This window comes from Microvirga pudoricolor (assembly GCF_016892705.1).
In the GTDB taxonomy this organism is placed as follows: Bacteria; Pseudomonadota; Alphaproteobacteria; order Rhizobiales; family Beijerinckiaceae; genus Microvirga; species Microvirga pudoricolor.
Genome location: NZ_JAFEMB010000008.1, coordinates 37,804 through 61,838, shown reverse-complemented (window position 1 = coordinate 61,838; position 24,035 = coordinate 37,804). Strand labels below are relative to the sequence as shown.

The following is a 24,035-nucleotide window of genomic DNA, read 5'->3' as shown; positions in this document are numbered from 1 at the left end:
CTCGGAGCCGGCAAAAGACGTGCCGCCGCCGCTCGTACCTCAATGCAGTGGCTGCCGATGACTCGTCACCCTGCCTAGCTACAAGAACCCGGCAACTCCCTAAGTGACAGCCACAGCGATCGCGGTTCCAATAAATGATAAGACCATTTAAGAGAAGTGGATTGGCATAACCATGATCGCGACGCCGTCCGGCGGATCGATTGCTACGGTTGATTGCTAAACCATTCCGAGTGTTCAGTAGATTATGTCTCTTGGTCCGACTTTCAACGTTTCGAGACCACTAGGCCATGGCGACGACCGATGTTTTGATCTTTAGGAAAAGCGAGCCTGGCGAATGAGCAACATGGTCGCGCTGCTACCTCCATCGGGCAACTCCTCCCCTTCCCGCCCCCATTGCCTGATCGTCGAGGATCAAGTTCTCGTCGCCCTCTCGATCGAAGCCTACCTTGAGGAGACCGGCTTCGAGATCGAGGGGCCAATTCGATCGGGCTCGGAGGCGCTCTTCTGGCTGCGCGCTCATACCCCACAGGCCGTTATTCTCGACTACGGTTTAGCGGACGGATCATGCACGGCCCTCGCTCGCGAATTGCGCCGACGTGATATCCCGTTCCTAGTCTACTCGGGATATCGACTTGGGTCCGATCTGCCCCTGGAACTCCACGGTGTTCCATGGATCGAGAAGCCCTGCCGTCGCGAAGAACTGATGACGGCTCTCCAAACCATCCTCGTCGGCCACGTTCGGGCGAGCATCGGATTTGCCTGACCGCCCGACCCTTCAACTTTCCGGATCCTCTATCATTGTATCGCGAGACGACGCGGGATGAGTGAGACTTGCCATGCCACGGAGGAAGACACAGATGTCCAGGGAACTCGTCGCGATGCCTAAACCATTCGCCCGGAGGCAGGCGCGTGTCCTGGTGCTCTCGAGATCTCCATTAATGAGCGCGGGGCTCGAGCATGTCATCACCGGCAGCGGCTTTGAGATCATGCCATCCGGCGAGACCCACTTGGTGGGACGGGCGGAGATTGTTCTTATTGAGGCGGACGAACAGATCGAAGCAACAATGGCCGTCGTCGATCGTATCCGATCGGTCCATCCCAGCGCCAGCATCGTGACGCTCGGGGTCAACTTCGACCTGGATACCTTGGTGTCACTCCGGGACGCCGGCGTGAAGGGGTTTTGCCTTTCGTCCATGAAGCCAGAGATTCTGACCAAGGCGCTTGAAATCGTTGCAGTCGGCGGCTCCTTCCTCCCCTTCGAGCTCCTTGGAGACCTCCTCAAGCACAGACCCGCCTCTTATCCGGTTGCGCAGGGGAGCGCGAAGTGCAGCACGGAAACGCACCCTTCCATCCTTAAACTGTCCCTCCGCGAGGCCGAAATTCTCCGCATGATCATGGGAGGCGTCTCGAATAAGTTCATTGCGCGTGAGCTCGCTCTGGCGGAGGCAACGGTTAAGGTTCACATGAAGGCGATCATGCGCAAGATCGGGGCTTCCAACCGCACCCAGGCCGCCATGTGGGCGAACGAGCACCTGACCAGCCACAGTCCCGGCAAACCCTTGTTTGGGAGCTTCAGCCAGGAACATGATCTCGTCCGATAGGCCATCTGCTAAGCGATCAGAAGAATAGATGCACATATCCTGAAAACAACATTTGCATATTCAGCCCAGCTAGACACGGTTGCGTTAAATTGCCCAGATCATAGCATCACGCACAATAAGGCATCACGCTGCAAGACCATAGGATTCCGGCGCTAATGGCGTCAACGACAGTCAATCCGATGGTGTTTATTGAGGTGGCTGCTGTGCTAAACTGCATCAGATCTGGACAGGACCACCTTGTCTTCGTTACCATCGCGGATACAACTAGGGACACAGATTATCACGAAAGGCGTTCTCATTCGGTGAGTGCGCCAAGGCCTTGAAGCACATACTGCCTTGAGCAAGCAGCCAAGCGAAGGATTTGCGGCCGGTCCTCCGGTCACCACGATCAACCGTTGCTGGAGCGTCGAGATGGCAGATTTCATCGCTTGCGTTGTTGTGACGTACAACCGGAAGGAGTTGCTGGTCGAGTGCCTACAAGCACTGCGCCAACAGCTTCGCCCTGTCGATCGCATCATTATCGTCGACAATGCGAGCACTGACGGCACACGGCTGCTCCTCGCCGAAATGGGCATTCTGTCGGCGCCGGACGTAGACTACATCGAACTCTGCGACAACGAAGGCGGCGCAGGCGGCTTCTACTGGGGAATCCGGTACGCTTTCGATCTGGGGGCCGATTGGGTCTGGCTCATGGACGACGACGTCGAACCCGCACCCGACGCCCTTTCCGTTCTTGTAAGCCACACCGGTAAGCCCAATGTCGGGTATCTGTGCAGCTGTGTCCGTGCGGGAGACGGATGCACGTCGATGAACATGCCCGTTGTCGACATGAACCGGGGTGGCTCGTCCTACCCTCGATGGGACACGCACCTGGACGAGGGACTGGTTCGAATCTCGTCAGCGACTTTCGTATCGGTGCTGGTGAGCCGCAGGGCCGTGGCTCAATGCCAGTTTCCACTGCGACGCTTCTTCATTTGGGGCGACGACCTGGAATACACGCGGCGCATCCGCGAGGCCGGCTTCGACGCTTTTCTGGTTGGGGCCAGCAAAGTCCTCCACAAGCGTGCAGCGATCGGAGAGCTGTCGCTCGTGACCGAAGATAATCAGCGCCGGATCGCCATGTTCCGCTTCCTCTACCGCAATACCTTCTGGACCTCGGCCAAATACGACGGGATCGAAGGTCGATTGAAGCATATCGCGGGTGTCGGGCTGGTTGCCCTCAAGATTATCGCGCGAGCCCCGGACCGACGACTCAAGCGACTGAGCGTTCTGACGCAAGGGATCCTCCTTTCCTACACGCAAAACCTCGAAAACCAAGCCGACTGGGATTTCGATTCGGCGACGACGAACATTCGCAACCACCACAGTGACATCGCTTTCGCGCACGACTCCTTTACGGCTCAGGCTTAGCGGGCCGACTGCCGCTGTCCGGCAATCGAGGCAAGAAACATGGATATCAGCTGCGTGGTTCCTACCCATGGACGACCGGATCTCCTGCGGGTTTCCCTAGGCAGTATCCTGGCGCAAAGTAAACCCGCCGCCGAGATCGTCGTGGTGGACGACCTCGGAGACGATCGGACGGCCGCGACCGTCCACGAACTCCAGAAAACGACGCAAATCCCCCTTCACCTCGTGGTGAATCATGTCCAGCCCGGCGCCTGCGGTTCACGCAACCTGGGAGCCACCAAAGCGAGGCATGACACCATGGCATTTCTCGACGATGACGACATTTGGTACGCCGAGTACCTGGAAAGGGTGGCGGGGCGGTTTGAGCGCGGGGACGTCGACGTGGTCGTCGCAGGCCTCCTGCGCCGTGACCTTGACGGCACCCTGCAGTCTTTGACCACCCGTGAGGGGCTGACGCCCGATACCCTCTTCGATCAGCGCTCCTACATGACTGGCAGCAACGTCGCGATCCGGAAACGTGCGTTCGAAAAAGCGGGAAGGTTCGATCCGGCTGTCCCTGTCTGGAACGACTACGATCTGTTCATCCGCATTGTTAACGGCGCGATCCCTTATGCGGTCCTCCCGGAAACTCTTGTCGAGTGGCGCGAGCATCCCGGCGACCGCATCACCAGACCATCGCTGCGCAGGGCGAGCGGGCTCGAGACATTCGTGCGGAAGCACCATGATCAGATCCCTCCAGCGTTCCGGCAGGAGCTTCGGGCGATGGCCCTGGGCATTCGGCGGCGGCATACGACAAGTATCCTGCACAAGGCTGCGCTCGCACTCCAACTCGCGCGCGTCATCGGTTTCGGGGAGGCGACGAAGAGGATCGTTCGGAAGACTGCACGCTCCAAGGGCCTTTCTCCTCTATGAAGATGGATCACCACGAGGTCCATCGGCGGGCTCGCAGGGGCACCTGGTACACGCTCTCTCAGCGTGGCCTCGGAATCGTCGTCAACTTTCTGTCCAGCATCACATTCGCCCGCCTGCTGCCCCCTGCCGAGTTCGGAATTGCCGCAATGGCGACGGTTCTCTTCGGATTTCTCATCGTCTTCCGAAACTTCGGCCTCTCGTCGGTGACTGTCCAGCGCGCTGAGATATCCGACGACGAAGTCAGCTTCCTGTTCTGGGTCAACGCATTTACCACCGCTGTCCTGGCGCTCGTCGCCCTTCTGGCGTCCCCCTTCGTAGCCGAGTTTTTCGACCAGCCCCGGATCGCGGACATCATGCCGGTCGTGTGCATCGGGTTCCTGATCGGCGGATTGTCCGCGCAGCATAACGCTCTCCTGCGTAGGGAGTTGCGTTTCGACAGCGTGGTAAAGGCAGAGAGTGCCGGACTCGTCGCGGGATTCATTGCCGGGCTGATGGTTGCGCTGTGGCGACACGATGCGTGGGCGGTGGTTGCGGCGGGCCTCGTCCATTCCTTGGTGGCTTCGCTCCTGAACGTGATGGCGGCGCGATGGCGCCCGAGCCGTCCGCGCCTGGTGTCCGCTGCAGGTGAGTTTCTTCGGTTCGGCGCGAACCTGACAGTCTATTCATCCCTTTTGACGTTGTCGCAGAACGTCGCGCCGCTCGTTATCGGGCGGATCATGGGGGCGGCCACTCTCGGACTCTACAATCGTGGATATCAGTTATTTCTCATCCCCAACACTGCCCTGATCCAGCCGGTCATGTCGGTCATGATGCCTGTCTTCAGCCGGCTGCAGGATGATGAAACCGCATACCGGAACACTTACTTGCTTTTGGTGGAGCGACTGTCCTGCCTTCTCCTGCCGGCGGCCATCGGCCTCTATTTCGTGGCACCGAGCTTGACTCGCGTCCTGCTCGGTCCAGGCTGGGAGATGTCCGGCGTCGTTCTCGCTTGGCTTGCCCCCGCCTTGGCCGCGCAGAGCATCACCGGCCCGGCCGGGCCGTTGATGATCAGCCAGGGCCGGTCGAAAGACCTGCGAAGTTGGGGCATGATCGACGCAGCTCTGCGGGCAGCCGGTACGCTCATCGGGCTGCAATTCGGCATCCTGGGCGCTGCCGTTGGCTTCTCAGTAGCGGCCCTCCTGTCGATCCCGCTGATTGCGTGGCTGATCGGGCGCCAGGGTCCGGTCGCCTTCGCCGATCAGCTCAAGGCGGGAGCCAGCGCCCTGCCTGTTGCCCTTGGCGTTCTCGTTTCCTGCATTCTGGCGAGCCATGCGATCGCCGACGCCCGTTGGCCCAATGGCGTGGCGTCTCTCCTCGTGACGACGTGTGCCGGCTTCGGCGGGGGATTGGCGCTCGGTCTCTGCGTGCGCCGGACGCGAACGATCATCCTCGATCTCATTAAGCAGGTTCCCGTGAGACGTTGGCTGACCAGAGGGCGGGCTTAAAGATCTTCCTCTGGTTTGCCCTTCGATTTCATTCATCGCAAGCCGGGATTCACCTGAGGTTCAAGATCGCTCGAGGCGTGAGACGGCCTAAGAGATCGGCGCTTCGATGGTCTTCCAATTGGCCGCTAGGCGCAGCAGTTCGGGCATCGAGCCGATCAGGCTGTCGGCTCCAAGTTCATCATGAGGCTTGTGGCTGTAGCCATAGGTGACCGCAACGGCGTAAACGCCCGCCCCATGGGCCGCCTCCACATCGTGATAGTTGTCTCCGACCATGATGGCCCGCCCGGGTGCGATGCCCAATCGATCCAGCGCTGCGCGGATCGGTGCCGGATTCGGCTTTCGTTCGGCCAGCGTGTCGCCCCCGATCACGACTCCGAAATGGTCCCTCAGACCGAGATCGTGGAGGATCCTGATCGTAGCCGCGTAGGGCTTGTTGGTAACGACCGCCAGTGGGATTCCGGAACGGCGCAGCGTATCCAGGGTCTCGGCGACGCCGGGGTAAACTTCCGTATGCCGCGAGGCGCTCACTTCATAAAACGAAAGGAAGCGGGCGACCAAGTCCGGGTGATGAGACAGGTCTCCTCCCACGGCGATCACGGCTCGCTCCACGAGCTTGGCCACTCCATCGCCGATCATAGCCTTGACTTCGGCGAGGCCGAGCCCGCGAAATCCTTCCTCGGCTAGGAGTATGTTGATGGCCGCCTGGAGGTCGCGGGCGCTGTCGACGAGCGTTCCGTCCAGGTCGAATACGATAGCTCCCAAGGAGGTCATGCAGCCGTCCCAGCATTCGCGAACCGGTTGTACATGGCCCCGCCACGCGGCAGCCCGTTCCCGTGGCGCAACTGCCAGACCGTCTGCCACGGGATGGGAAGAGGGGCGACGGTGCCCCTCAGGCCGGCAGGACGATCACTTTCGTCTTGACCGGAGTCCGCTCGTACAGATCCAGCATATCCGGCGTGAGGAGACCGACGCATCCGCTGGTTATGCCCGAGCCGATAGACTCGGCGTCAAGGCTCGCATAGATCGTGTACAGCGTGTAAGCGCCATTCTGGTAAAGGTAGAGCGTGCGTGCGCCCAGCGGGTTATCGAGGCCACCCGGCATGCCCCCGGCATACTTGGCCGCCTCGGGCTGGCGCTTGATCATCTCCTTCGGAGGCGTCCAGGTCGCCCACTCCGCCTTGCGCCCGACATAGGCATCGCCGCTCCAGCGGAACCCGTCACGGCCGACATTGGCGCCATAGCGCGTGGCAGCGCCATCGCCCTCGATGCGGTAGACGTAATAATTGGCAGGATCGACGATGATCGTACCGGGTGCCTCCCGGGTGTCGTACCGGACGGTCCGACGGTAATATTTGGGGTTGACCTTGCTCACATCGATCGCTGGGACGGGAAACTTCTCATTGGGCAGCGGTCCATAGACTTTCGACGCCTCGGCAAGGCTCATGCCATCGGACGTGGCGCAGCCAGCGAGGCTCAACGTTCCGATCCCGATGGCGGAGCCGAACATGAACGACCTCCGGTTGAGGAATCCCGCCTGCCCCACGGGCGACGCCGCCTCGTCTGCTGCGCCGATACCAGCGTTCCCACCGTTGATCATCATAATAAAGTCCTATCCGTTGTTCCCTTATCCAGCGAGAACATTGCTGCCCAAGGCCGGCTCGACGGGTTGTCGGCGCGGAGATTGCCGCATCAGAACTTGACTGGCAAGCACGCGCGCCCGCCGCCATGTCCCACAGCCGCGTAGCGCGATCCAGCACCCCGGATATTTTTCCTAAATTTTTCGCCGCAATGGGCAGACTCTGGCCCTCTCATCGCCGCCTGGAATCCCAGAGCCCTCGCTTGACCAAGGAACCCGGCCGGCACTTCACAACCAGCGTCACTTTCTTCGACGCTCAAGCCCTTGAAGTGAAAGATTATGCCTATTGCCAAGCTAACCAACTGACACATTTCGTGGTTTGTTTGCTTTCGTTCATCTGCGACAGGCTATTGGACATGCGTGCCGCGTTCCTAGGCAATTATCTGGCAGGGGCGGTGACCCGCTCCACCGCCAAGGTCAGGCTTGGACATGTCCCCGACATTGAAGCGCCAGCAGGAGAGTTGATATGACACGCTGGCGGAGACACGCGCTTATTGCCATGGCGGCTTGTGCCGCCGCGATCCCCCTTCGCATCCAAGTCGAACTGGGTCATGGGACCTACCTGCCTGTTCTGGGTGGGGCGGCCTTTGCGGAAGGTAGCGATGGCGCCAATGGCAACGGAAACGGCGGCGGCAATGGCGGTGGGGCGGGCAATGGAGCCGGCGGCGGCAAAGGCGCTGGCGGCAGTCCCGGCGGGAGAGGTTCCGATGGAAAGGGCGGCAGCCCGGCCGGTGGCGGCGGAGGCGCTGGGCCAGGGGGCGGCGGCCATGGCACCGCCGGCGGCAATGGAGGCGGCGCGAAGGGCGGCGGGTCGGGGAACTCGGGGGCTGGCGGCGGCGCCAACGGCAACAATGGCAATGGAAACGGCGGGGGCAAAGGTGGTGGCAACCAGGGCGGAGCTGGAGGTCAAAGCGGAGGGGGCAAAGGTGGCGGGAATCAGGGCGGCGCTGGAGGGAACGGAGCTGGAAACGGTAAAGGCGGCAGCGGCGGAGGCTCTGTTGGTAATGCTGGGAACGGCCATGGCAATGGCGGCGGCAGGAGTGACAATCCCGGAAATGCAGGGTCCAAAGCCGATAGCCCTGGGGGCGGCATAGGCAACGGCGCTGATCGCGGAAACGGCTCGGGCCACGGCCATGCAGGCGGGTCCGATCGCGGGAACAATGGCCCCTCCGGCGGCGGCACCGCTGGGCAGGCCAGCAGCGGCAAGGCCGGCTCCGCGGGTGGGGAAAAGGCTGGCTCGACCTCAGGCGGCCGGGCGAATGCTGGCGGCACGGGCCGCGCAAAGGCTGGCGCCGCCAGCGCCACGACCGCCCCGACCGACAAGAGCCAACGGACGACGGGTCGGCCCTCGGCGCCCAAGTTTGCGACTGCCGTGAACAGAGATAAGCCCACGACATCCAAAATCCGGCCTTCCGGCCAAGCCCCGGTCGCAGCTCGGCAGCCGGCCCAGCCGGCGGCCTCGACTCCGGTCAGATCGGTTCGCGTGGCGAACGCAGAGGAGGTCGATCCTCGTCCTAAACCGCGTCGCTCGTCCCGATCCATCGTCGCATCAGGGCTGTCGCAGTCGGACCTGGCTCGGCTGACCAGCCTAGGCTTTCGGATCGAGGCCCAAACCGAGGGCCGCATTGCGCCAAAGGTCATTCGCCTCGAGGTCCCACGCGGGGTCTCGGTTGCACGGGCTCGGCAACGGGTACGCCTCGTGGCTGTCGAAGCCGCAGTGGACCTCGACCAATATTACTACCTCGACGATCATCAGGCGGCCTGTAAAGGCATAGAGTGCCAGCCCCCTTCGAGCGTCGAGTGGAATTCGCTCGTGAAGTGGTCCGGCCCGAATGCATCTTCGTGCGGGACCGTCCCGCTCATCGGCATGATCGACACGGGCATCGCAGTTGGGCATGACGCACTGAAGGATCAGTCCATCGAGGCCCTGGCTCAACCCAGTCCCCGTTCCCTTGCATCTCTGAAGGACCATGGGACGGCCGTGGCGGCTCTCTTGGTCGGAAAACAGGGAAGCGAAACGCCTGGGCTGCTGCCCCACGCCCGGCTGCTGGCCGTGGATGCGTTTTATCGCGACGGCAACACGGCCGACAGGACGGATGTCACATCGCTTGTCTCTGCTATTGAGACCCTGGCCGAGCGCGGCGTTCGGGTAATCAACATGAGCCTATCCGGTCCCGCGAACGAGGTTCTGCAGAAGGCGATTGCAGCCGCCCAGGCCAAAGGCATCGTGATCGTTGCGGCCGCGGGCAATAACGGGCCTGGCGCGGAGCCCTCCTATCCTGCTGCCTATCCGGGAGTCGTTGCGGTCACGGCGGTCGATCACGACCTCAAGGTCTATCGTCGTGCCACACAAGGGTCCTATATCGACTTGTCCGCGCCTGGGGTGAATGTCTGGACCGCCTCAGCCGAAGGCACCGGTAGGTCGCGCACGGGCACGTCCTACGCGACCCCGTACGTGTCGGCCGCCGCCGGCATGCTGTTCGCTTCGCATCCAACCCTTGACGCCAAAGGTCTACAGGCCCGCCTTGAAGACTTTGCCCGCGACCTCGGTAAACCGGGACGCGATCCTACATTCGGGTTCGGTCTCGTCCAAATGGCAGGCTTATGCCAGGAGCCTGGAGTGGCGCCAGCGATCGCAACCGTAGCCGACCCGAAGATTCGTTTACCGGACGTAGAACCAAGGCAGGACGTCCCCTGAGCGCCAAGACTTGCAGGTACGCGGATGCCGCTGATGCGACCTTCTGCACGCAGAAGCGAGGTGGCACTACAGGGACAGCGCGCCAATCTTGTCGCTTGCTCATCGAACAAGACACCCATTGTCACATCGATGGGTGATAAGGTCTGATGCGCTCCGAACCTTGAAAAGCGTTTGGACTGAAAGTACTTTCTGCTGAACGTGGGAAATTCGAGCACCGTATTGAACCGCCGCAACTATTCTCACTCACCGCCAGTTTCCGATAGGCCGGCAGGGCCGAGCATCGGCTTCCATGGCCGTTGACTGGCCGGCCATGTTCGTGCCCGAGCATGCGATCGCTGAGATCGTACTGCGCGGGACGATCATGTATTTCGTCCTGTTCTCGATCCTGCGGTTCGCCCTCAAGCGGCAGTCCGGCACAATTGGCATCTCGGATCTCCTCGTCATCGTGCTCATCGCCGATGCGGCCCAGAATGCCATGGCCAACGAATACAAGTCGATCACGGAGGGTGCTCTCCTCGTGTTCACCATCGTATTCTGGAATGTCGCGCTGAACTGGCTCGGCTACCACATCCCACTCGTCCAGCGCTTCCTGAGACCCGCGCCCCTGCCGCTGGTCGAGGATGGACGTCCCATCCGTAGGCACCTGCGCCAGGAAATGATCACGATGGATGAGTTGGCGAGCCTGCTGCGGGAGCAGGGTGTCGAGGACATCGCCGAGGTCAAGCGGGCCTTCATGGAGGGGGATGGCCGGATCAGCGTCATCCGCCAGGACGGAGAGTCGTGCGACGCTCGTGGGACGGACCGCACGGTCACCTGATCCCGTCGGCGGGGTCGGGTTTGGAAGCGTGGCGATACTCCGGCCCATTATTCCAAGATAACGCTATCAACGCCGGGTCCGACCCGAGCCGACAGGGAAGCTCCAACCGGCAGCGCAGACGAAACGCAACGATCCGTCCATCGGGCCGGAATGGATCCGAGGCCGGGAAGTCATTGTGCCGATCGTCCATTCCCGTACTCAGGTCCGCGAGGCCTCGAACCGTCGCCATGCTTCTTCGAATTCCGCGAAGCTCTCCACCCTTGCCCGCATCGGCGCCAGGATGACGTCCTCGAAGCCTCGCAACTTTCCGATGCAAGCCGCGAGATCCGGGACGACTTCAGGCGGGATGACTACGGCGCCGTGGCGATCGGCATGCACGAGGTCACCTGTGGAAATCGCCAAGCCGAAAATGGTCACAGGCTCTCCGACGGTCACCACATGTACGAAGCCGTGGCTCGGACCGACGCTGCCCGCAACGACGGGAAAGCCCTCTGGCAGATCTCCGAGATCGCGCATGACTCCGTTGGTGAGCGCGCCCGACAGGCCGAGCGCCTTATGTACTGTCGTGTTGACCTCACCCCAATAGGCTCCGATGCAGTCGGGGTAGTCGAGATCCTCGACCACCGCGACGGATGGCTTGGGCGCGTCGTACATGGCCTTGTAATAGGCCATGCGACGCGCACGCACGGATTCGGGTGGGTCCATGGAGGGAGCACGGGCCCTCAACTGCGCCGTGACCGCGTAGCCGACCATCGGGGGTTCGGCGGGCGCGCTGGCGAGCATCGTCCCACGCGTGAAGGCATTAAACCCGCGCTTTCCCTGCGCGACTTCGATGGCGTTGCAGACAGTCGGGGTGTCGCAGCCCCGAAGGAGTTCGAGGAGTGTTGGGTTCATCAGTCCTCCAGCCAGCGGCGCAGAGCCGCAATTGTCGGGATGGGGTTCTCTAAGGGCGGCAGATGTCCGGCGCCGGGCACGATCACCAATCGCGACTGCGGCATCAATGAGTGCATGAGTTCGTGTCGGTCGATGGGGCAGAGGCGATCATCCTCGCCCATCAGCACAAGGGCCGGGCGACGGAAGCGGGCCAGCACGCTCTGGCGGTCGGTCCGGTCGCGCAGAGCAAGGGATTGTCGTATGAAGATGTCCGGTCCCAGCTCGAGCGCCATCTGCATGCACAGCGCAAGGATCGACGGATCGTTGGCCCGTGGCGAAAGGTAGTTCGGCTTCATTTCGTCCCGCAGAACGCCTCCCAGATCACCGGCCTGCGCGCGCTCGATCTGCGCCGCCCGCCGTCGCTTGACCTCGTCCACCTCGGCGCGTGGGTTCGTGTCGAGGAGTGCGAGCCGCTCGATCCGCTCCGGCGCTTGCTGCAGCATCTCCATGGCAACGATGCCACCCATCGAGAGGCCAGCCAAAGCAAAGCGGGGTGGCGCATCGCGCAAGATGGCCGAGGCCATCCCGGCGGTCGTTGTCCCCTCGACCGGGAGGGCGTGATGGACGGACCGCGCCGTGAAAGCGGAAGAAGTCTCCCCCCACATCCGCGCGTCGCACATCATGCCCGGTATGAGCACCAGCGGGATCATACGGCGCGGCGCGCCCCCTCCTTGAGCGCCGCGAGCTTCGCCCAGGCGATCTCCGGATCGACGGCGCCGAAGCCCGCGAAGGTGCCGAAGCCGCAGTCGGAGCCGGCGATGACTCGCTCCTTTCCAAGAATGGACGTAAATCGGTCGAGCCGTTGCGCCACCAGGTCCGGGTGTTCTACGAAGTTCGTGGTACTGTCGATGGCACCTGGCACAAGGACCTTGTCGTCCGGAATTTCATCTGCACGATCCCGAAACACGGTCCATTCGTGGCCGTGCCGGGGATTAGCCGTCTCGAAGAGAATATAACGGGCCGGAACGTTCATCAGAAGGGGGAAGACCTTCGCCATGTCGATATCGCAGACATGAGGCCCCTCGTAGTTGCCCCAGCAGATGTGAAGGCGAACGCGCTCACGGGGCAGGCCGTCGAGAGCTCGCTCCAGTGCTTCCACATGGGTCGCTGCAATTTGCAGGAACTCCTCGTCCGACAGGTCGGGAAAGAGCATGTGACGGCTCAGCGCGAGATCGGGGCAATCCAGTTGCAGGTCGAGGCCTGCCTCGATGATCGTGCGGTATTCCTCGTGCATGGCCTCCGCCAGGGCGCGAAGATAGGCGTTCCGGTCTGGGTAATAGGCGTTTTGGAGGAAAAGCGAGATCACGCCCGGTGATGCGGCATTCATGAAGCCGCGTTCAGCCCCGTGGGCAGCCATGGCCGCTTTCAGATTTGCAATGTCCTTGGAGAGTTCGCCCTGCCCCTTGGACGCGACCGGCCCGACGCATTGCGGCCGCGCGTATTGGGGGGTGCCGCCGCTCTTTCCCAATCGGTCCAGGAACGAGGGATAGAGTTTCAAGTCGGCAGGCGCGTTGCGCGGACTATCGCCGGCGAAGCCGGTATAGCGGTCCTTCACATAGGTCGCGTAGCTGATCTTCGAGCATTCGCCGTCGCTGACGATGTCAATGCCAGCCTCTCGCTGGCGGCGGACATTCTCCATCACGGCCTCGGCCATGCAAGCGTCGAATGCATCGGCGTCGTATTCCTGTCCGCGCTCGCGCGCGAACAGGTAATCGACGACGGTTTGGGACCGCGGCAGCGATCCGACATGTGTGGCTAACAGCGCCATGTCATTTTCCCCTTACGAAAGCAGACGGCCCGTCGCACCGGCGGCATCATCGGTGTTGTAAACGCGGTAGAGGCTGGCCTCACCCGTCATCGAGGGAGAGAGGGAGTGCTTCAGTCCCGGCGGAATTGCCGCGGTGTCGCCGGGATTGAGAACAGTATGCCCGCCGTCCCAAGTTAACCGCCAGTGACCCCGAACCGGCATCAGGACCTCATGCCGGTCGACGCTGTAGGAGCCTTCTGGAACGGAGTTGCGCGAAAGCATCTCGACCTCGAAGCCGGGACGGTCCTTGAGAACTCCGTCCGCCCCGATGACCTTGGCGGGCTGACGATCCGAGAGCGCCATCAGGTCCCAGTAGCGAGCTACGTAGTTCGGCACGACCTCCGCCGTAGTCGGCTCGGGAAAGACCTTGAGCTCTTCGTCCGTCAGCAGAGCCATGGGCGCCACGCCCTCCGGGAGCGACTGACCCTTTTTCGAGTCATAGAGCTTGCCGTTGCTGCCCAGCACGAGACCGTGATCGCGGGCATCCTCAATGACCTGAGGCGCCCAGACGACGCCTCCGCCGGCGTCGTCGCCGCCCAGGATCGCCATGATCATCCCGTAATCGGTGCCGATGTTCTCGAAGCCGCGGAAGATCCCGGTCGGGATGTTGATGATGTCGCCCTCCTCCAGCACGACCTCGCCCGCGTTGCCCCAGCGGCCCCAAAAGAAGCGCCAGCGCCCCTTCAGGACGAAGAACACCTCCGCCGTGCGGTGCACATGAAGGCTGTTCCGGCACTTCGGCGGCTGGCCGGCGGCGCCGATGTTGAAACCCGGCGTCTCGCGGATATGCACGTGCTGGTCCGGGCTTTCGCTGACCCCGCCGCCGATGATGGTGAAGTTCTCCTTCTGGTTCGAGCCCGGCGTATGGGCGTCGATGAAGGCGGTCTTGCAGGGGCGCAGGTCGCCGTAGCGGACGATGCGGGCTTCCATTTCTTCCAACGTCATAGATCACCTGTGTGTAGGAGGATTTGCTTCCAGATCGCCACCTCGTCGAAGAGGGCGAACTCCCGGCGCAGCCCGACGCCGCCGGCGCCGAAGGGACCGTATTCGGCATGAGCCATGCCCATGACATGGACCCTGGCGCCGCTTGGCCGCCCGAACATGCCCCAGCCGTCATGCGTGCCGTCGAGGGACCACCGGATCGCGGCGCGCGGTGGCATCATCCCGCCCTGCATGCCGATCCGGTGGTGAATCCTGAAGAGCGCGGACGGGAAGGATGAGCGAAGGCCGAGCCAGAAATCGGCGAGCTGGCGGTGGCCGATCAGGGTTTGGGCACCGGGAAACTCGCCGATCGCGGCCCGGTCGTAAGCCGCCATCGCATGGGCGAAGTCCGCCTGCATGATCCGCTCCAGCGTCTCGGCATAGCGATGACCCCAGGGGTCGTCGTTGCCCGAGCCTTTATAGAGCCCCTGCACATCCATCTCGGGCGTGAAAGGCCGCGACGCCGTGTCCGGTCCGCCCTCGCGTTCGATCAGGAGCCGCGCGAAGGTCTTGGGGTCTCCGCCGAGCTGGCGCACCAGCCCCCCATTGTCGCGCACGAGCCACTCATCATAGATCGTCCCGTCTTTCGCGGCGCAATCCGCGATGACGCGAACCGTGAAGCGCCGGCCGGAAGCCACTCCGAAGAATCCGTCGTGCCGGTGGGTGCCTGTCGATATGATACGATGGGAGGACAACCAGCCGCTCGCTTCGCCGCCGGACCAGATCACGTCCTCTCCCAGGAGTTCCCGGTCCGGGAATTCGTGCAGTGTCGCCATCGTCGAAGCAATGACGCCTGCATTGCCGATGGCGACGCCCATGGGCGTGCGGACCGGAATGTCATGGCTGTAGCTGCGGTGGAGGGTGGCGATCCCGCGATCTTCCCAGATCTCACGGGTGATGCCGAGGATGTAGTCGGGAAAGTCCTGCCAACGGTTCCAAAACTCTGTCATGGCCTCTCTCCCTCGGACAGGCGCGCGGATCCCCGGATCATCAGAGGGCCGTCGATACGGGTCTTGCGCGGCGTCCGGTCTCCCGACAGGTGGCCGAGTAGCACTTCGACTGTGGCGGCGACCATGCGGTTCACCGGCTGGCGGATGGTGGTCAGCGCGTAGGCGGGCCAAGACGCCATCGGTACGTCGTCGTAGCCGATCACCGAAACGTCGTTCGGGATCGACAGGCCAAGCCCGAAACGCAACTCGTCCATGACCGCGAAGGCCATGTGGTCGTTGCCGACAAAGATTGCATCGGGCCTCGTTCCGGCGCTGCACAGATCCCGCGCGGCGGCGGCGGCCGTCTTTCGGTCATACATCCCATCGACGAGGGCATGCGGGCGACGCCCCGCCTCTTCCATCGCCAAGCGAAAGCCCGTGGCGCGGTCGCGACCGGTCGAGGAGCCCTGCCAGCCCATGATATGGGCGATGCGCTCGTGCCCGGCCGCGATCAGAAATTCGGCCGCCCGCCGTCCCCCGGCGATGTTGTCGGACGTCACCTCGCTCAAGCCATCGTCGTCCTGCCCGCGGTTGAACATGACGACCGGGATGCCCAGGGCCGACAGGCGGCTCGTGATATCGTTCGACAGACCCACCGACGCCGTGATGATCCCGTCCACCCGGTAGTCGATCAACTCCTGGACGACCTCGGTCACCTGTTCCGTATGGTTCTCGGCCATGAAGACGAGGATGTGATAACCCTCCGCCTGCAGGACACGGGAGAGCCGCTCCAGCGCCATCGGATAGAACTGGTTTTCGAGATAGGCGACGACGAGGCCGATCATGCGCGTCCGGCCCGTGATCATCGCGCGCGCCAGCGGGTTCGGTCGGTAGCCGAGCTGCTCGGCCGCGGCCTGCACCTTGGAGATCGTGTGCTTCGATGCCGATGCACCGGGGGTGAAGACCCGGCTGACCGCGGATTGGCTGACCCCGGCGAGCCGGGCCACGTCCAGAGCCGTGACAGGGGTGCTCGTCTGCGTCATTCGGCGGTCCATCCGCCGTCGATGATCAGATGCGTTCCCGTCATCATGGCGGAGGCGTCCGATGCGAGGAACACGACCGGCCCCATCAGGTCCTCCACCTCGCCCACGCGTCCGAGCTTGATTTTCGACAGGATCCAGGCCTTGCGTTCAGGGTTTTGCAGCGTCTGCTCGCCCAACGGCGTGCGTATGAACGTTGGGCAGAGCGTGTTGATGCGAATGCCATGCGGCGCCCATTCCAGGGCCATGGCCTTTGTCATGCCCTCCAGCGCATGTTTGCTGGCGGCATAAACCGCCCGCTCGGGCCCGCCCACATGCCCCATCTGGGAGGAGATGTTGATGAGGCTTCCGGGCTTGCCTGCAGCGATGAGTCCCCGCGCGACTTCGCGGGTCAGGAAGAAGGCCGCCCGCAGATTGACCGCCATCACCGCGTCGAAATCCTCCGCGCTCGCCTCCAGGGCCGGCGTATGCCGAGCAAGGCCTGCCGAGTTGACAAGAACCTCGAACGGGCCTTGCGCCTGAAGAGCCTCACGGATGGCAGGGAGTTCGGTGATATCGGCCGCCAGAATGTTGGCCTTGCCGCCCTCCGCCCGGATCTGGTCGCGTACCTGTGCCAGCGTAGCCTCGCGGCGGGCCAGCAAGGTCACCTCGGCCCCGGCCTCCGCGAGGGCGACGGCCGCGCCGAGGCCGATTCCCGACGAGGCCCCTGTCACCAGTGCCCTGCGTCCGTCCAGTCGGAACGAAGGAGTGCGTGGCAGGTTCATTCCGCCGCCACCCCGTACGGCACATTCTTGCCACCGTACCGGCGCACCCGGATGTTGCACTGCTCGGCATGGCCGACGAAGCCCTCCAGCATGCACAGGCGCGAGCCATATTCCCCAATCAGCGTCGCGGCCTCATCGGTGAGCACCTTTTGGTAGCTGTGTGTTTTGAGGAACTTGCCGACCCAGAGTCCGCCGGTGTAGCGCCCGGCCTTCTTCGTGGGCAAGGTGTGGTTGGTGCCGATCACCTTGTCCCCGTTGGCCACATTGGTGCGCGGGCCGAGGAACAGGGCGCCGTAGCTGTGCATGTTGTCCAGGAACCAATCGTCCCGGTCCGTCATCACCTGCACATGCTCGTAGGCCATGTCGTTGGCGACCGCGAGCATCTCCTCATACGTGTCGCACACGATGATGTCTCCGTAGTCGCGCCAGCTCACCGAGGCGGTCTCGGCCGTGGGTAGAACGGTGAGGAGGCGCTCGATCTCCGCGAGGGTCTCATGCGCGAGACGGGCCGAATTGGTAATCAGGCAGGCCGGCGAATTGTAACCGTGCTCGGCCTGGCCCAGGAGGTCTGTCGCGCAGAGTTCGGCGTCCACCGTCTCGTCGGCGATCACCATCGTCTCGGTGGGACCGGCGAAAAGATCGATGCCGACGCGGCCGTAGAGCTGGCGCTTGGCCTCGGCCACATAGGCGTTACCAGGCCCGACGAGCATGTGGACGGGCTCGATCGTCTCCGTTCCCAGCGCCATCGCGCCCACGGCCTGAATCCCGCCCAGCACGTAAATCTCATGCGCACCGCCCAATTGCATTGCCGCGACGATCGCCGGGTGAGGAGCTCCCTTGACCGGAGGCGCAGCGGCCACGATCCGCGGCACGCCCGCCACGCTCGCGGTCAGCACCGACATATGCGCCGAGGCCACCATGGGAAACTTGCCCCCAGGCACGTAGCACCCCACCGACTGAACCGGAATGGTGCGGTGTCCAAGGATCACGCCCGGCAGCGTTTCCACCTCGACATCGGTCATGGTCGCGCGCTGCGCCTGAGCGAACCGCCGGATCTGGTCCTGCGCGAAGCGGATATCCTCCATGTCGCGTGGAGACACCTGCTGCATGGCCGCCTCGATCTCCGAAGGCGTGAGCCGGAACGACGCCGGGGCGTAGTTGTCGAAACGCTGCGAGATTTCGCGCACCGCCGCATCGCCTCGGGCTGCGATGTCTTCCAGAATGCCTTCGACGGTCGAACGCACCTTCGCATCGTCCTCGGCGCGGGCTTTCTCGGGTTTACCGGACTTGATCCGCTGGATGGCCATGGCACGGTCCTTATGAAAGGCTGATCGGGTGGAGGATCGTCGCCGGGTGGCGGACGTGAGCGATCACGACGCGCTCCTTGGCAGGCGCTCGCCGGAACTGGCATCGAACAGGTGACAAACGGAGGCTGGGATCCTCGCCGCGAGGGGCTCGCCGATGCGGCCCTGAAAATCCTTCGGCGCCTTGATCGCTACTAGGCTCTCGCCTGCCTGCACGGTCGCCATGGAGGCGTCTCCCAGAAGCTCCAGAGAGTAGATCGGCGCGGCAACCTCGCCGGCTTGCGCCACGGCCGCATCCTCCGCCCGGAACCCCAGATGCACCGGTCCATCAGCGGCGCCGGCAAACCCTGGAATGCGCACGTTCCGACCCTCGAAGACGCCGCCTCGGATCTCCCCGCGCAGAAGGTTCATGGCGGGATTGCCGATGAAGCCGGCCACGAAGGTGTTCGCCGGCCGGTCGTAGATCTCCAAGGGGGTGCCAACCTGTTGGACAACGCCCTTGGACATGACGACGACGCGGTCGGCGAGCGTCATCGCCTCGATCTGATCATGGGTCACGTAGATCGTCGTCGTCTTCAGTTCGTGGTGCAGGTTCTTAATCTGCGCGCGAGTCGACACCCTCAGCTTGGCGTCAAGGTTCGACAGAGGCTCGTCCATCAGGAACACCTTCGGCTTGCGCACGATGGCCCGCGCAAGCGCCACGCGCTGGCGCTGGCCGCCCGAGAGAGCCGCGGGCTTGCGGTCGAGAAATTCCGTCAGCTCGACCGTCGTCGCCGCCCGCATCACCCGCTCGTGATGTTCCGCCTGCGGGATCTTCCTCACCTTGAGCGGGAAACGGATGTTCTCGTAGACCGACATGGTCGGGTAGAGCCCGTATGACTGGAAAACCATGGCGATGTCGCGGTCCTTGGGCTCGAGCCCATTTACCTTCGTCCCGCCGATCAGGATGTCGCCTTCGCTAGCGTCCTCGAGCCCTGCGATCATCCGCATGGTCGTGGTCTTTCCGCAGCCGGAGGGGCCGAGCAGGACGAGGAACTCACCGTCCGCGATATGCAAGTCCATCGCCTTGACGCCGACAAAGCTGCCCCAACGCTTCGACAGACCTTTCAACTGAATGTCGGCCATGGTTCAGCCTTTCACCGCGCCGGCGGTCAGTCCGGAAACGATCTGACGCTGGAAGAACATCACGAGGAGGAACAGGGGCGCGGTGACCGAGATCACGGAAGACACGGCGAACATGACGTTACCCTTGGTTTGGGTCGTGCCCAGGAAGCTCGCGATCTTGGGGATCATGGTTTGGTTCTCCTTGGACAGGAGCATCGCCGTGACGGCGAAGTCGTTGTAGGCGAGAAGGAACGAGAACAAGCCCGTCGTGATCACGCCCGGCCACATGACGGGAATGATCACATGCCGAAACGCCTGGAAGCGCGAGCACCCGTCCATCATGGCGCTCTCGTCCAGATCCTTGGGAATGTTGCGGAAGAACGACGTCAGCATCCACAGGGTGAAGGGCTGGTTGATCGCCACGAGGACGATGATGGCGGTGGGCAGGTGCCCCCACAGATTCCACTCGAAGAACGGCAGCAGGTACCCAGACACGAGGGTGATGGGCGGCATGGCCCGGAACACGAGGGAGACCAGCAGGAGCCAGAAGGCGTAGCGGTAGGGCGAGCGCGAGAGCGCGTATCCGCCGAGCGTTCCGAATGTCAGGGAGATGCACACGACGCACACCACGACGATGAGCGAGTTCATGGCGGCTCGCCAGAACTCCTCCTGCACCCAGGCCCCGTAATAGCCGCTGCCGGTGAATGAGCTCCCCGTCTCGGAGACCGTCAAAGGCCCGGTGAGAGCGTTGAGCCAGTCGGCCTTCGAGAAGAAATCTCCCTCGACCTTGAAGCTTCCCCACAACGTCCAAAGGAATGGGAACGCCGCGACGATGAGCCAGAGCACAAGGAAGCTCGACATGACGACCCGAAGGGTCAGGGGCCGGCGGTCTGCGACGCGCGTTGTCATGCCCGCACCCTCCCGAAGGCGTGCCAGGTGCGCACGAGCACCGGCGAGAGCAGGACGATGATGCCCGCGATCGTGAGCACGGAGGTCGCCGCCGCCGACGACAGGAGCCGCGTCTCTCCGCCAAGGTCGGAATAGATGAAGTAGCTCAGCGATTTGGCGTGTGCCCCGGCGCTGAAGCTGACGATCGGCTCGAAGACCCGGAAATTGTCCATGATCTTGATCAGGGCCATGAATGTGGTCAGGGGCAGGAGGTGGGGCAGGATGACATACCGGATCCGCTCCCACCGGCTCGCTCCGTCGATCATGGCGCTTTCCAGGGTATCTCCAGGCACGGTTTGAAGGCCGGCATAGTAGATCACGAAAGCGAAGGGTGCCGACGACCAGACGCCGTAGACGATGAGCATGGCCCACATCAGTGGAGTTGATGCCTTGACCGACAGGCCCGGATCACCCGCGAGCGCCTGCAGGGCGGCGCCGAGGATGCCGCGCGCATCGATCATCCAGAACAGGATGAGGGCCCCCACCAGCGGCGTCACGATCATCGGAAGAAGCGAAACGAAGATCACCGGACCCCGAAACAGCCGCGGCAGGCCGTTGACGGCAAGCGCGATGATCAGGCCGAGCACCAGCGACAGCGGGGTCACGAGTGCCGTGTAGGTCAGCGTGAAGCTCAAGGCGTCATAGAAGGGCAGATTGGTCACCTGCCCGAAGAAATTTCCAAGTCCGGAGGCGTTGCGCCAGATCCCAGCGACCTCCGCGAAGGCCAGATGGTTGCGATCGGTATAGATGCTCGGCCCCACGAAGCGTCCCATGGGCTCCGCTTCTCGCAGCGCCCGCGTGGCTTCCTGGTCGATCTGCGTCGCCTTCGAGCAGCCGAAGAGCGTGCAGTTCTCAACCTCGCGGATCACCTGTTCGTGCGGCGCGAAAACCGACTGCGTCAGCACCGACACGATGGGCATGGCGATGAAGAGGAACATCGCCATACCGGAGGGCAGGAAGAACCATAGGAATGTTTTATGCTTCATGGTTCAGCACGCGTTACGCATGGGAAAAGAAGAGAGGCCCAGGCCGTGGGCGATGCCTATTTCAGGAAGCCTTTTTCCTTGGCGGCCGCCGTATAAGTCGCCTCGATGTCGGAGAGCGTCGTCTGGGCGTCGGCCTTACCGCTGAGATAGCGGGCGACATTCTCCCCGATGGCGGCGTGCAGCAGCCCCATATAGGGCAGCATGGGATAGGGCTTGGCGCCACTTGCCATGGTCATCATCACGCCCTGGTTGACGGGTGCCGGCTTGTAGCCATCGATCATCCACACGGCCTGGCTCATCGTCGTATCGTTCAGGACCGCGGGGCTCGTTCCGGTCTTCAGGGCGACGAAGGTGGCGGCCGCATCCGCGTCCGAAATGTTCCTGGCGACGGTCCAGCCGTCCCACCACAGCGTCGTCGCCGGGATCTTGCCGCCCGCGATGGTCATCGGCGCGCCGACCTTGGTGTTCTCGTAGACCTCCGGCGTGGACCCCTGCTTGTCCATGAGCACTCCGGTGCGCGAGCCCCACATGTTCATCAAGGCGACGTTGCCCGCCTCCCATTCGGCGGACGTCGCATTGGAATCGTGGGTCAGGAAGTCCGGGTTCATGTAGCCCGTGAGCTTCTTCATCAATTCCAGCGCCGCCACGCCCTGGTCGTTCTTGACCGATGCGGTCGGCGTGCCGTCCTTGAACAGCTCCCCGCCCAAGGCCATGTAGATGTTGATGAATTCGAGCCCCAGATTGTAGCCCGTGGCGTAGGCGCCGCCGACCGGGTTCTTCATGATGCCGGCGGCGCGAATCTTCTCGGCCGCTTCGAGCAATTGCTCGTAGGTCTTGGGCGGCTCCATGCCGATCTTCTTGAGCACGTCGTCGCGATAAACGAGATGCTGCGCGTTAGCCATGAAGGCGACGGCCACGACCTTGCCATTGACCGTGATCAACTGGCGCTTGGGAATGTCCTGGCCGTACTTGGCCACGAGGTCGTCCAGGGGCCGAATGACGTTGCCGTTCAAGAGCGGCGTAATGGACGATGTCGCCACGATGGCGCTGGTATACTCCGCCGGGTTGCCCTGCATGCCCGGAAGATTGATCTTCTGGTGATCGGCGGTCAGGTTGGCCTTCACCGTCACCTTATCGTTGGCGCAGGTCGCGGCGGCTTTCGTGACGGTGTGGATGGCCGGAAATTCGTTGCCCACGACGGACACGCGACCCGCGATGTCGCCGCAGCTGGCAGATACGGCTCCCGCTGACAGAGCGAGCAAGGATGACGAGAACAGCGCCGATTGGAACAGGCGCTTCAGGCTGATGGTCATGCGGTTACCTCCCAGTAACATGCCCAGGCGGATCCTCTTGTTTCTTGGTGTTTTCGGAGGATCGATGGGGTATGGTTGCAATTATTGCAAACGTATGCAAGGAATTTTTTTCTGGTTTTCTTGAGCGCTGCGGCAGCGGGTGAAAGGGGTGTCGATGACCCGGCTTTCTGACACGGAGGGCACCTCGACCGAGGCTCTACGCCGCTCCTTCCTAGCCAAGCTTCGAGGCCTCGCGGAGGCCGGGCCGAATAAGCTGGAGGACGCTCTTTCAAGCTTGGCCGTCCAAGCGGCGCAATGGCGCGTTGCACACCCTATCAATGGCCTCTCAGGAAACGGGGCCGCGCTGACGGAGCTGTGGGCTCCCCTGAAGGCCGCCTTTCCGGATCTGGAGCGCCGCGACATGATTTTCGTCGCAGGCGCTTATCAGGGTCGTCAGTACATCGCCGCCGTGGGCCATTATTGCGGTACCATGGCCGGGGATTGGCTTGGAATCCAGGCTAGCAACAAGACGGTCTATCTCCGTTATGGAGAAGTCTGGCAGATCGGGCCGGACGGGCGCGCCATCCAAGCCAATCTCCTTTGGGACGTGTTGGATGTGATGCGTCAGGCTGGCGTCTGGCCGCTCGCTCCTACTCTCGGCGTGCCCGAGATGTGGCCAGGCCCTCTCACGGCGGATGGCGTCAGACTGGCGCCATCCGCGCCTGACCAGGGACAGGCGAGCATCGCTCAGACCCTGGCGATGCACAAATCGCTGGCGGAGCACGACGACCGCAACAGCCTGACCCGACAGAGCCTCATCGACATGCCCCAGCGGGAGCATTGGCACCCGAAGATGATGTGGTATGGCCCGGCCGGCATCGGCACGACCCGTGGGCTCGATGGATTCGTCGACGGGCACCAATTGCCCTTCCGCATCGCGTTTCACCGCCCGCAAGGGACTTTCGAGGAAGTTACGGCCGAGCGCGAGCGACATGGTGCGGGCCATTACATCCGCATCGGGGATGGCCCCTACTCCGTCACCGGCGGATGGCCGTCAGTATACGCGGTGCATGCCGGAGGAGGCTTCTGCGGCCTCCCCCCGAGCGGAAAGCCCGTCTTCATGCGCGTGATGGACTTTTATCTTCACCACGAAGGTTTGATCCGCGAAAACTGGGTTCCCCTCGACATGCTGCATCTTCTAAAACAGATGGGGGTCGATCCCCTCGCACGGATGTCCGAGGTCCTTCGACGCTGAACCGCTGCCCCGCGACGAAGGCGCAGTGTCTCCGAGCAAGGTTCGTCTCGCGCTCCTCCTCGATCGGGCCCGAAGAGAGATCATGAGTTCGGCATCTGGCCCAAAGTGCAGCCTAACCCCGCCGAACTCACTTTTAT

Annotated in this window: 24 protein-coding genes; 10 read left to right on the top strand and 14 right to left on the bottom strand. The window is 62.9% G+C overall.

All coding sequences use genetic code 11. The annotated features are described in order from the left end of the window. Positions 1-334 precede the first annotated feature (334 nt). The 5 genes from ILT42_RS20540 (at position 335) to ILT42_RS20520 (ending at position 5,404) form a co-directional block, all read left to right on the top strand. Positions 335-763 (top strand): response regulator, encoded by a 429-nt coding sequence (locus ILT42_RS20540; RefSeq protein WP_204217764.1) that lies wholly within the window; start codon positions 335-337, stop codon positions 761-763. Positions 764-857: 94 nt separating this feature from the next. Continuing rightward, positions 858-1,601, top strand: coding sequence for a LuxR C-terminal-related transcriptional regulator (locus ILT42_RS20535; RefSeq protein WP_204217763.1), 744 nt, complete (start codon positions 858-860; stop codon positions 1,599-1,601). A gap of 411 nt (positions 1,602-2,012) precedes the next feature. Continuing rightward, positions 2,013-3,011, top strand: coding sequence for a glycosyltransferase family 2 protein (locus tag ILT42_RS20530; RefSeq protein ID WP_204217762.1), 999 nt, complete (start codon positions 2,013-2,015; stop codon positions 3,009-3,011). A gap of 39 nt (positions 3,012-3,050) precedes the next feature. Then, a complete protein-coding gene (locus tag ILT42_RS20525) occupies positions 3,051-3,920 on the top strand; it encodes a glycosyltransferase family 2 protein (protein ID WP_204217761.1) in 870 nt (289 codons plus the stop codon). Next, entirely contained in the window at positions 3,917-5,404 is a 1,488-nt protein-coding gene (locus tag ILT42_RS20520) for a lipopolysaccharide biosynthesis protein (RefSeq protein WP_204217760.1), read from the top strand. Before ILT42_RS20525 ends, ILT42_RS20520 begins: the two co-directional genes overlap by 4 nt. Positions 5,405-5,491: 87 nt before the next feature. On the opposite strand, the gene gph is transcribed toward ILT42_RS20520, so the two are convergent. Continuing rightward, positions 5,492-6,175, bottom strand: coding sequence for a phosphoglycolate phosphatase (gph, locus tag ILT42_RS20515; RefSeq protein ID WP_204217759.1), 684 nt, complete (start codon positions 6,173-6,175; stop codon positions 5,492-5,494). Positions 6,176-6,293: 118 nt separating this feature from the next. Then, positions 6,294-7,004 carry a L,D-transpeptidase gene (locus tag ILT42_RS20510; RefSeq protein ID WP_229428817.1) on the bottom strand — a complete coding sequence of 237 codons (711 nt, stop codon included), beginning with the start codon at positions 7,002-7,004 and terminating at the stop codon, positions 6,294-6,296. A gap of 239 nt (positions 7,005-7,243) precedes the next feature. Here ILT42_RS20510 and ILT42_RS20505 point away from each other — a divergent pair, with 239 nt between their 5' ends. From ILT42_RS20505 to ILT42_RS20490, 4 genes are all read left to right on the top strand, one after another. Continuing rightward, positions 7,244-7,510 (top strand): hypothetical protein, encoded by a 267-nt coding sequence (locus tag ILT42_RS20505; protein ID WP_204217758.1) that lies wholly within the window; start codon positions 7,244-7,246, stop codon positions 7,508-7,510. 141 nt (positions 7,511-7,651) lie between these two features. Further along, positions 7,652-8,134, top strand: coding sequence for a hypothetical protein (locus ILT42_RS20500; protein ID WP_204217757.1), 483 nt, complete (start codon positions 7,652-7,654; stop codon positions 8,132-8,134). A 623-nt stretch (positions 8,135-8,757) separates the two neighbouring features. Beyond that, positions 8,758-9,738 carry a S8 family serine peptidase gene (locus ILT42_RS20495; protein ID WP_204217756.1) on the top strand — a complete coding sequence of 327 codons (981 nt, stop codon included), beginning with the start codon at positions 8,758-8,760 and terminating at the stop codon, positions 9,736-9,738. Between the two features lie 289 nt (positions 9,739-10,027). After that, positions 10,028-10,555, top strand: a complete 528-nt coding sequence (locus ILT42_RS20490; RefSeq protein ID WP_204217755.1) for a DUF421 domain-containing protein — start codon at positions 10,028-10,030, stop codon at positions 10,553-10,555. 198 nt (positions 10,556-10,753) lie between these two features. Here the strand turns inward: ILT42_RS20490 and ILT42_RS20485 are convergent, their stop codons facing one another. The 12 genes from ILT42_RS20485 to ILT42_RS20430 all read right to left on the bottom strand — a co-directional run bounded on the left by ILT42_RS20485 (position 10,754) and on the right by ILT42_RS20430 (position 22,664). Then, the gene (locus tag ILT42_RS20485) at positions 10,754-11,449 is read right to left on the bottom strand and encodes an RraA family protein (protein WP_204217754.1); all 696 of its coding nucleotides are present in this window, start codon (positions 11,447-11,449) and stop codon (positions 10,754-10,756) included. Continuing rightward, positions 11,449-12,138: an alpha/beta fold hydrolase gene (locus ILT42_RS20480; RefSeq protein ID WP_204217753.1), complete on the bottom strand. Its 690-nt coding sequence runs from the start codon at positions 12,136-12,138 to the stop codon at positions 11,449-11,451. The genes ILT42_RS20485 and ILT42_RS20480 overlap by 1 nt, the downstream gene beginning before the upstream one ends. Beyond that, positions 12,135-13,256 (bottom strand): cobalamin-independent methionine synthase II family protein, encoded by a 1,122-nt coding sequence (locus ILT42_RS20475; protein ID WP_204217752.1) that lies wholly within the window; start codon positions 13,254-13,256, stop codon positions 12,135-12,137. The genes ILT42_RS20480 and ILT42_RS20475 overlap by 4 nt, the downstream gene beginning before the upstream one ends. A 12-nt stretch (positions 13,257-13,268) precedes the next feature. Next, positions 13,269-14,240 carry a cupin domain-containing protein gene (locus ILT42_RS20470; protein WP_204217751.1) on the bottom strand — a complete coding sequence of 324 codons (972 nt, stop codon included), beginning with the start codon at positions 14,238-14,240 and terminating at the stop codon, positions 13,269-13,271. After that, positions 14,237-15,226 carry a nuclear transport factor 2 family protein gene (locus ILT42_RS20465; protein ID WP_204217750.1) on the bottom strand — a complete coding sequence of 330 codons (990 nt, stop codon included), beginning with the start codon at positions 15,224-15,226 and terminating at the stop codon, positions 14,237-14,239. The genes ILT42_RS20470 and ILT42_RS20465 overlap by 4 nt, the downstream gene beginning before the upstream one ends. Continuing rightward, the gene (locus ILT42_RS20460) at positions 15,223-16,248 is read right to left on the bottom strand and encodes a LacI family DNA-binding transcriptional regulator (protein WP_204217749.1); all 1,026 of its coding nucleotides are present in this window, start codon (positions 16,246-16,248) and stop codon (positions 15,223-15,225) included. The genes ILT42_RS20465 and ILT42_RS20460 overlap by 4 nt, the downstream gene beginning before the upstream one ends. After that, positions 16,245-17,009 (bottom strand): SDR family NAD(P)-dependent oxidoreductase, encoded by a 765-nt coding sequence (locus ILT42_RS20455; RefSeq protein ID WP_204217748.1) that lies wholly within the window; start codon positions 17,007-17,009, stop codon positions 16,245-16,247. The genes ILT42_RS20460 and ILT42_RS20455 overlap by 4 nt, the downstream gene beginning before the upstream one ends. Then, on the bottom strand, positions 17,006-18,316 hold the full coding sequence (gene hisD, locus ILT42_RS20450; protein WP_204217747.1) for a histidinol dehydrogenase: 1,311 nt from the start codon (positions 18,314-18,316) through the stop codon (positions 17,006-17,008). Before hisD ends, ILT42_RS20455 begins: the two co-directional genes overlap by 4 nt. Before the next feature lie 63 nt (positions 18,317-18,379). Then, positions 18,380-19,438 (bottom strand): ABC transporter ATP-binding protein, encoded by a 1,059-nt coding sequence (locus tag ILT42_RS20445; protein ID WP_204217746.1) that lies wholly within the window; start codon positions 19,436-19,438, stop codon positions 18,380-18,382. A 3-nt stretch (positions 19,439-19,441) separates the two neighbouring features. After that, the gene (locus ILT42_RS20440; RefSeq protein WP_204217745.1) at positions 19,442-20,326 is read right to left on the bottom strand and encodes a carbohydrate ABC transporter permease; all 885 of its coding nucleotides are present in this window, start codon (positions 20,324-20,326) and stop codon (positions 19,442-19,444) included. Beyond that, positions 20,323-21,351, bottom strand: coding sequence for a carbohydrate ABC transporter permease (locus ILT42_RS20435; protein ID WP_204217744.1), 1,029 nt, complete (start codon positions 21,349-21,351; stop codon positions 20,323-20,325). The genes ILT42_RS20440 and ILT42_RS20435 overlap by 4 nt, the downstream gene beginning before the upstream one ends. Before the next feature lie 56 nt (positions 21,352-21,407). Then, the gene (locus ILT42_RS20430) at positions 21,408-22,664 is read right to left on the bottom strand and encodes an ABC transporter substrate-binding protein (protein WP_204217743.1); all 1,257 of its coding nucleotides are present in this window, start codon (positions 22,662-22,664) and stop codon (positions 21,408-21,410) included. Between the two features lie 154 nt (positions 22,665-22,818). Here ILT42_RS20430 and ILT42_RS20425 point away from each other — a divergent pair, with 154 nt between their 5' ends. Next, positions 22,819-23,898 carry a nuclear transport factor 2 family protein gene (locus ILT42_RS20425; RefSeq protein ID WP_204217742.1) on the top strand — a complete coding sequence of 360 codons (1,080 nt, stop codon included), beginning with the start codon at positions 22,819-22,821 and terminating at the stop codon, positions 23,896-23,898. Positions 23,899-24,035 lie beyond the last annotated feature (137 nt).

Bases quoted from the DNA above. Each gene is read 5' to 3' on its own strand.
- ILT42_RS20540 (WP_204217764.1), top strand. From the start codon at position 335: ATGAGCAACATGGTCGCGCTGCTACCTCCATCGGGCAACTCCTCCCCT.
- ILT42_RS20535 (WP_204217763.1), top strand. From the start codon at position 858: ATGTCCAGGGAACTCGTCGCGATGCCTAAACCATTCGCCCGGAGGCAG.
- ILT42_RS20530 (WP_204217762.1), top strand. From the start codon at position 2,013: ATGGCAGATTTCATCGCTTGCGTTGTTGTGACGTACAACCGGAAGGAG.
- ILT42_RS20525 (WP_204217761.1), top strand. From the start codon at position 3,051: ATGGATATCAGCTGCGTGGTTCCTACCCATGGACGACCGGATCTCCTG.
- ILT42_RS20520 (WP_204217760.1), top strand. From the start codon at position 3,917: ATGAAGATGGATCACCACGAGGTCCATCGGCGGGCTCGCAGGGGCACC.
- gph (WP_204217759.1), bottom strand. From the start codon at position 6,175: ATGACCTCCTTGGGAGCTATCGTATTCGACCTGGACGGAACGCTCGTC.
- ILT42_RS20510 (WP_229428817.1), bottom strand. From the start codon at position 7,004: ATGATGATCAACGGTGGGAACGCTGGTATCGGCGCAGCAGACGAGGCG.
- ILT42_RS20500 (WP_204217757.1), top strand. From the start codon at position 7,652: ATGGCAACGGAAACGGCGGCGGCAATGGCGGTGGGGCGGGCAATGGAG.
- ILT42_RS20490 (WP_204217755.1), top strand. From the start codon at position 10,028: ATGGCCGTTGACTGGCCGGCCATGTTCGTGCCCGAGCATGCGATCGCT.
- ILT42_RS20485 (WP_204217754.1), bottom strand. From the start codon at position 11,449: ATGAACCCAACACTCCTCGAACTCCTTCGGGGCTGCGACACCCCGACT.
- ILT42_RS20480 (WP_204217753.1), bottom strand. From the start codon at position 12,138: ATGATCCCGCTGGTGCTCATACCGGGCATGATGTGCGACGCGCGGATG.
- ILT42_RS20475 (WP_204217752.1), bottom strand. From the start codon at position 13,256: ATGGCGCTGTTAGCCACACATGTCGGATCGCTGCCGCGGTCCCAAACC.
- ILT42_RS20470 (WP_204217751.1), bottom strand. From the start codon at position 14,240: ATGACGTTGGAAGAAATGGAAGCCCGCATCGTCCGCTACGGCGACCTG.
- ILT42_RS20465 (WP_204217750.1), bottom strand. From the start codon at position 15,226: ATGACAGAGTTTTGGAACCGTTGGCAGGACTTTCCCGACTACATCCTC.
- ILT42_RS20460 (WP_204217749.1), bottom strand. From the start codon at position 16,248: ATGACGCAGACGAGCACCCCTGTCACGGCTCTGGACGTGGCCCGGCTC.
- ILT42_RS20455 (WP_204217748.1), bottom strand. From the start codon at position 17,009: ATGAACCTGCCACGCACTCCTTCGTTCCGACTGGACGGACGCAGGGCA.
- hisD (WP_204217747.1), bottom strand. From the start codon at position 18,316: ATGGCCATCCAGCGGATCAAGTCCGGTAAACCCGAGAAAGCCCGCGCC.
- ILT42_RS20445 (WP_204217746.1), bottom strand. From the start codon at position 19,438: ATGGCCGACATTCAGTTGAAAGGTCTGTCGAAGCGTTGGGGCAGCTTT.
- ILT42_RS20440 (WP_204217745.1), bottom strand. From the start codon at position 20,326: ATGACAACGCGCGTCGCAGACCGCCGGCCCCTGACCCTTCGGGTCGTC.
- ILT42_RS20435 (WP_204217744.1), bottom strand. From the start codon at position 21,351: ATGAAGCATAAAACATTCCTATGGTTCTTCCTGCCCTCCGGTATGGCG.
- ILT42_RS20430 (WP_204217743.1), bottom strand. From the start codon at position 22,664: ATGACCATCAGCCTGAAGCGCCTGTTCCAATCGGCGCTGTTCTCGTCA.
- ILT42_RS20425 (WP_204217742.1), top strand. From the start codon at position 22,819: ATGACCCGGCTTTCTGACACGGAGGGCACCTCGACCGAGGCTCTACGC.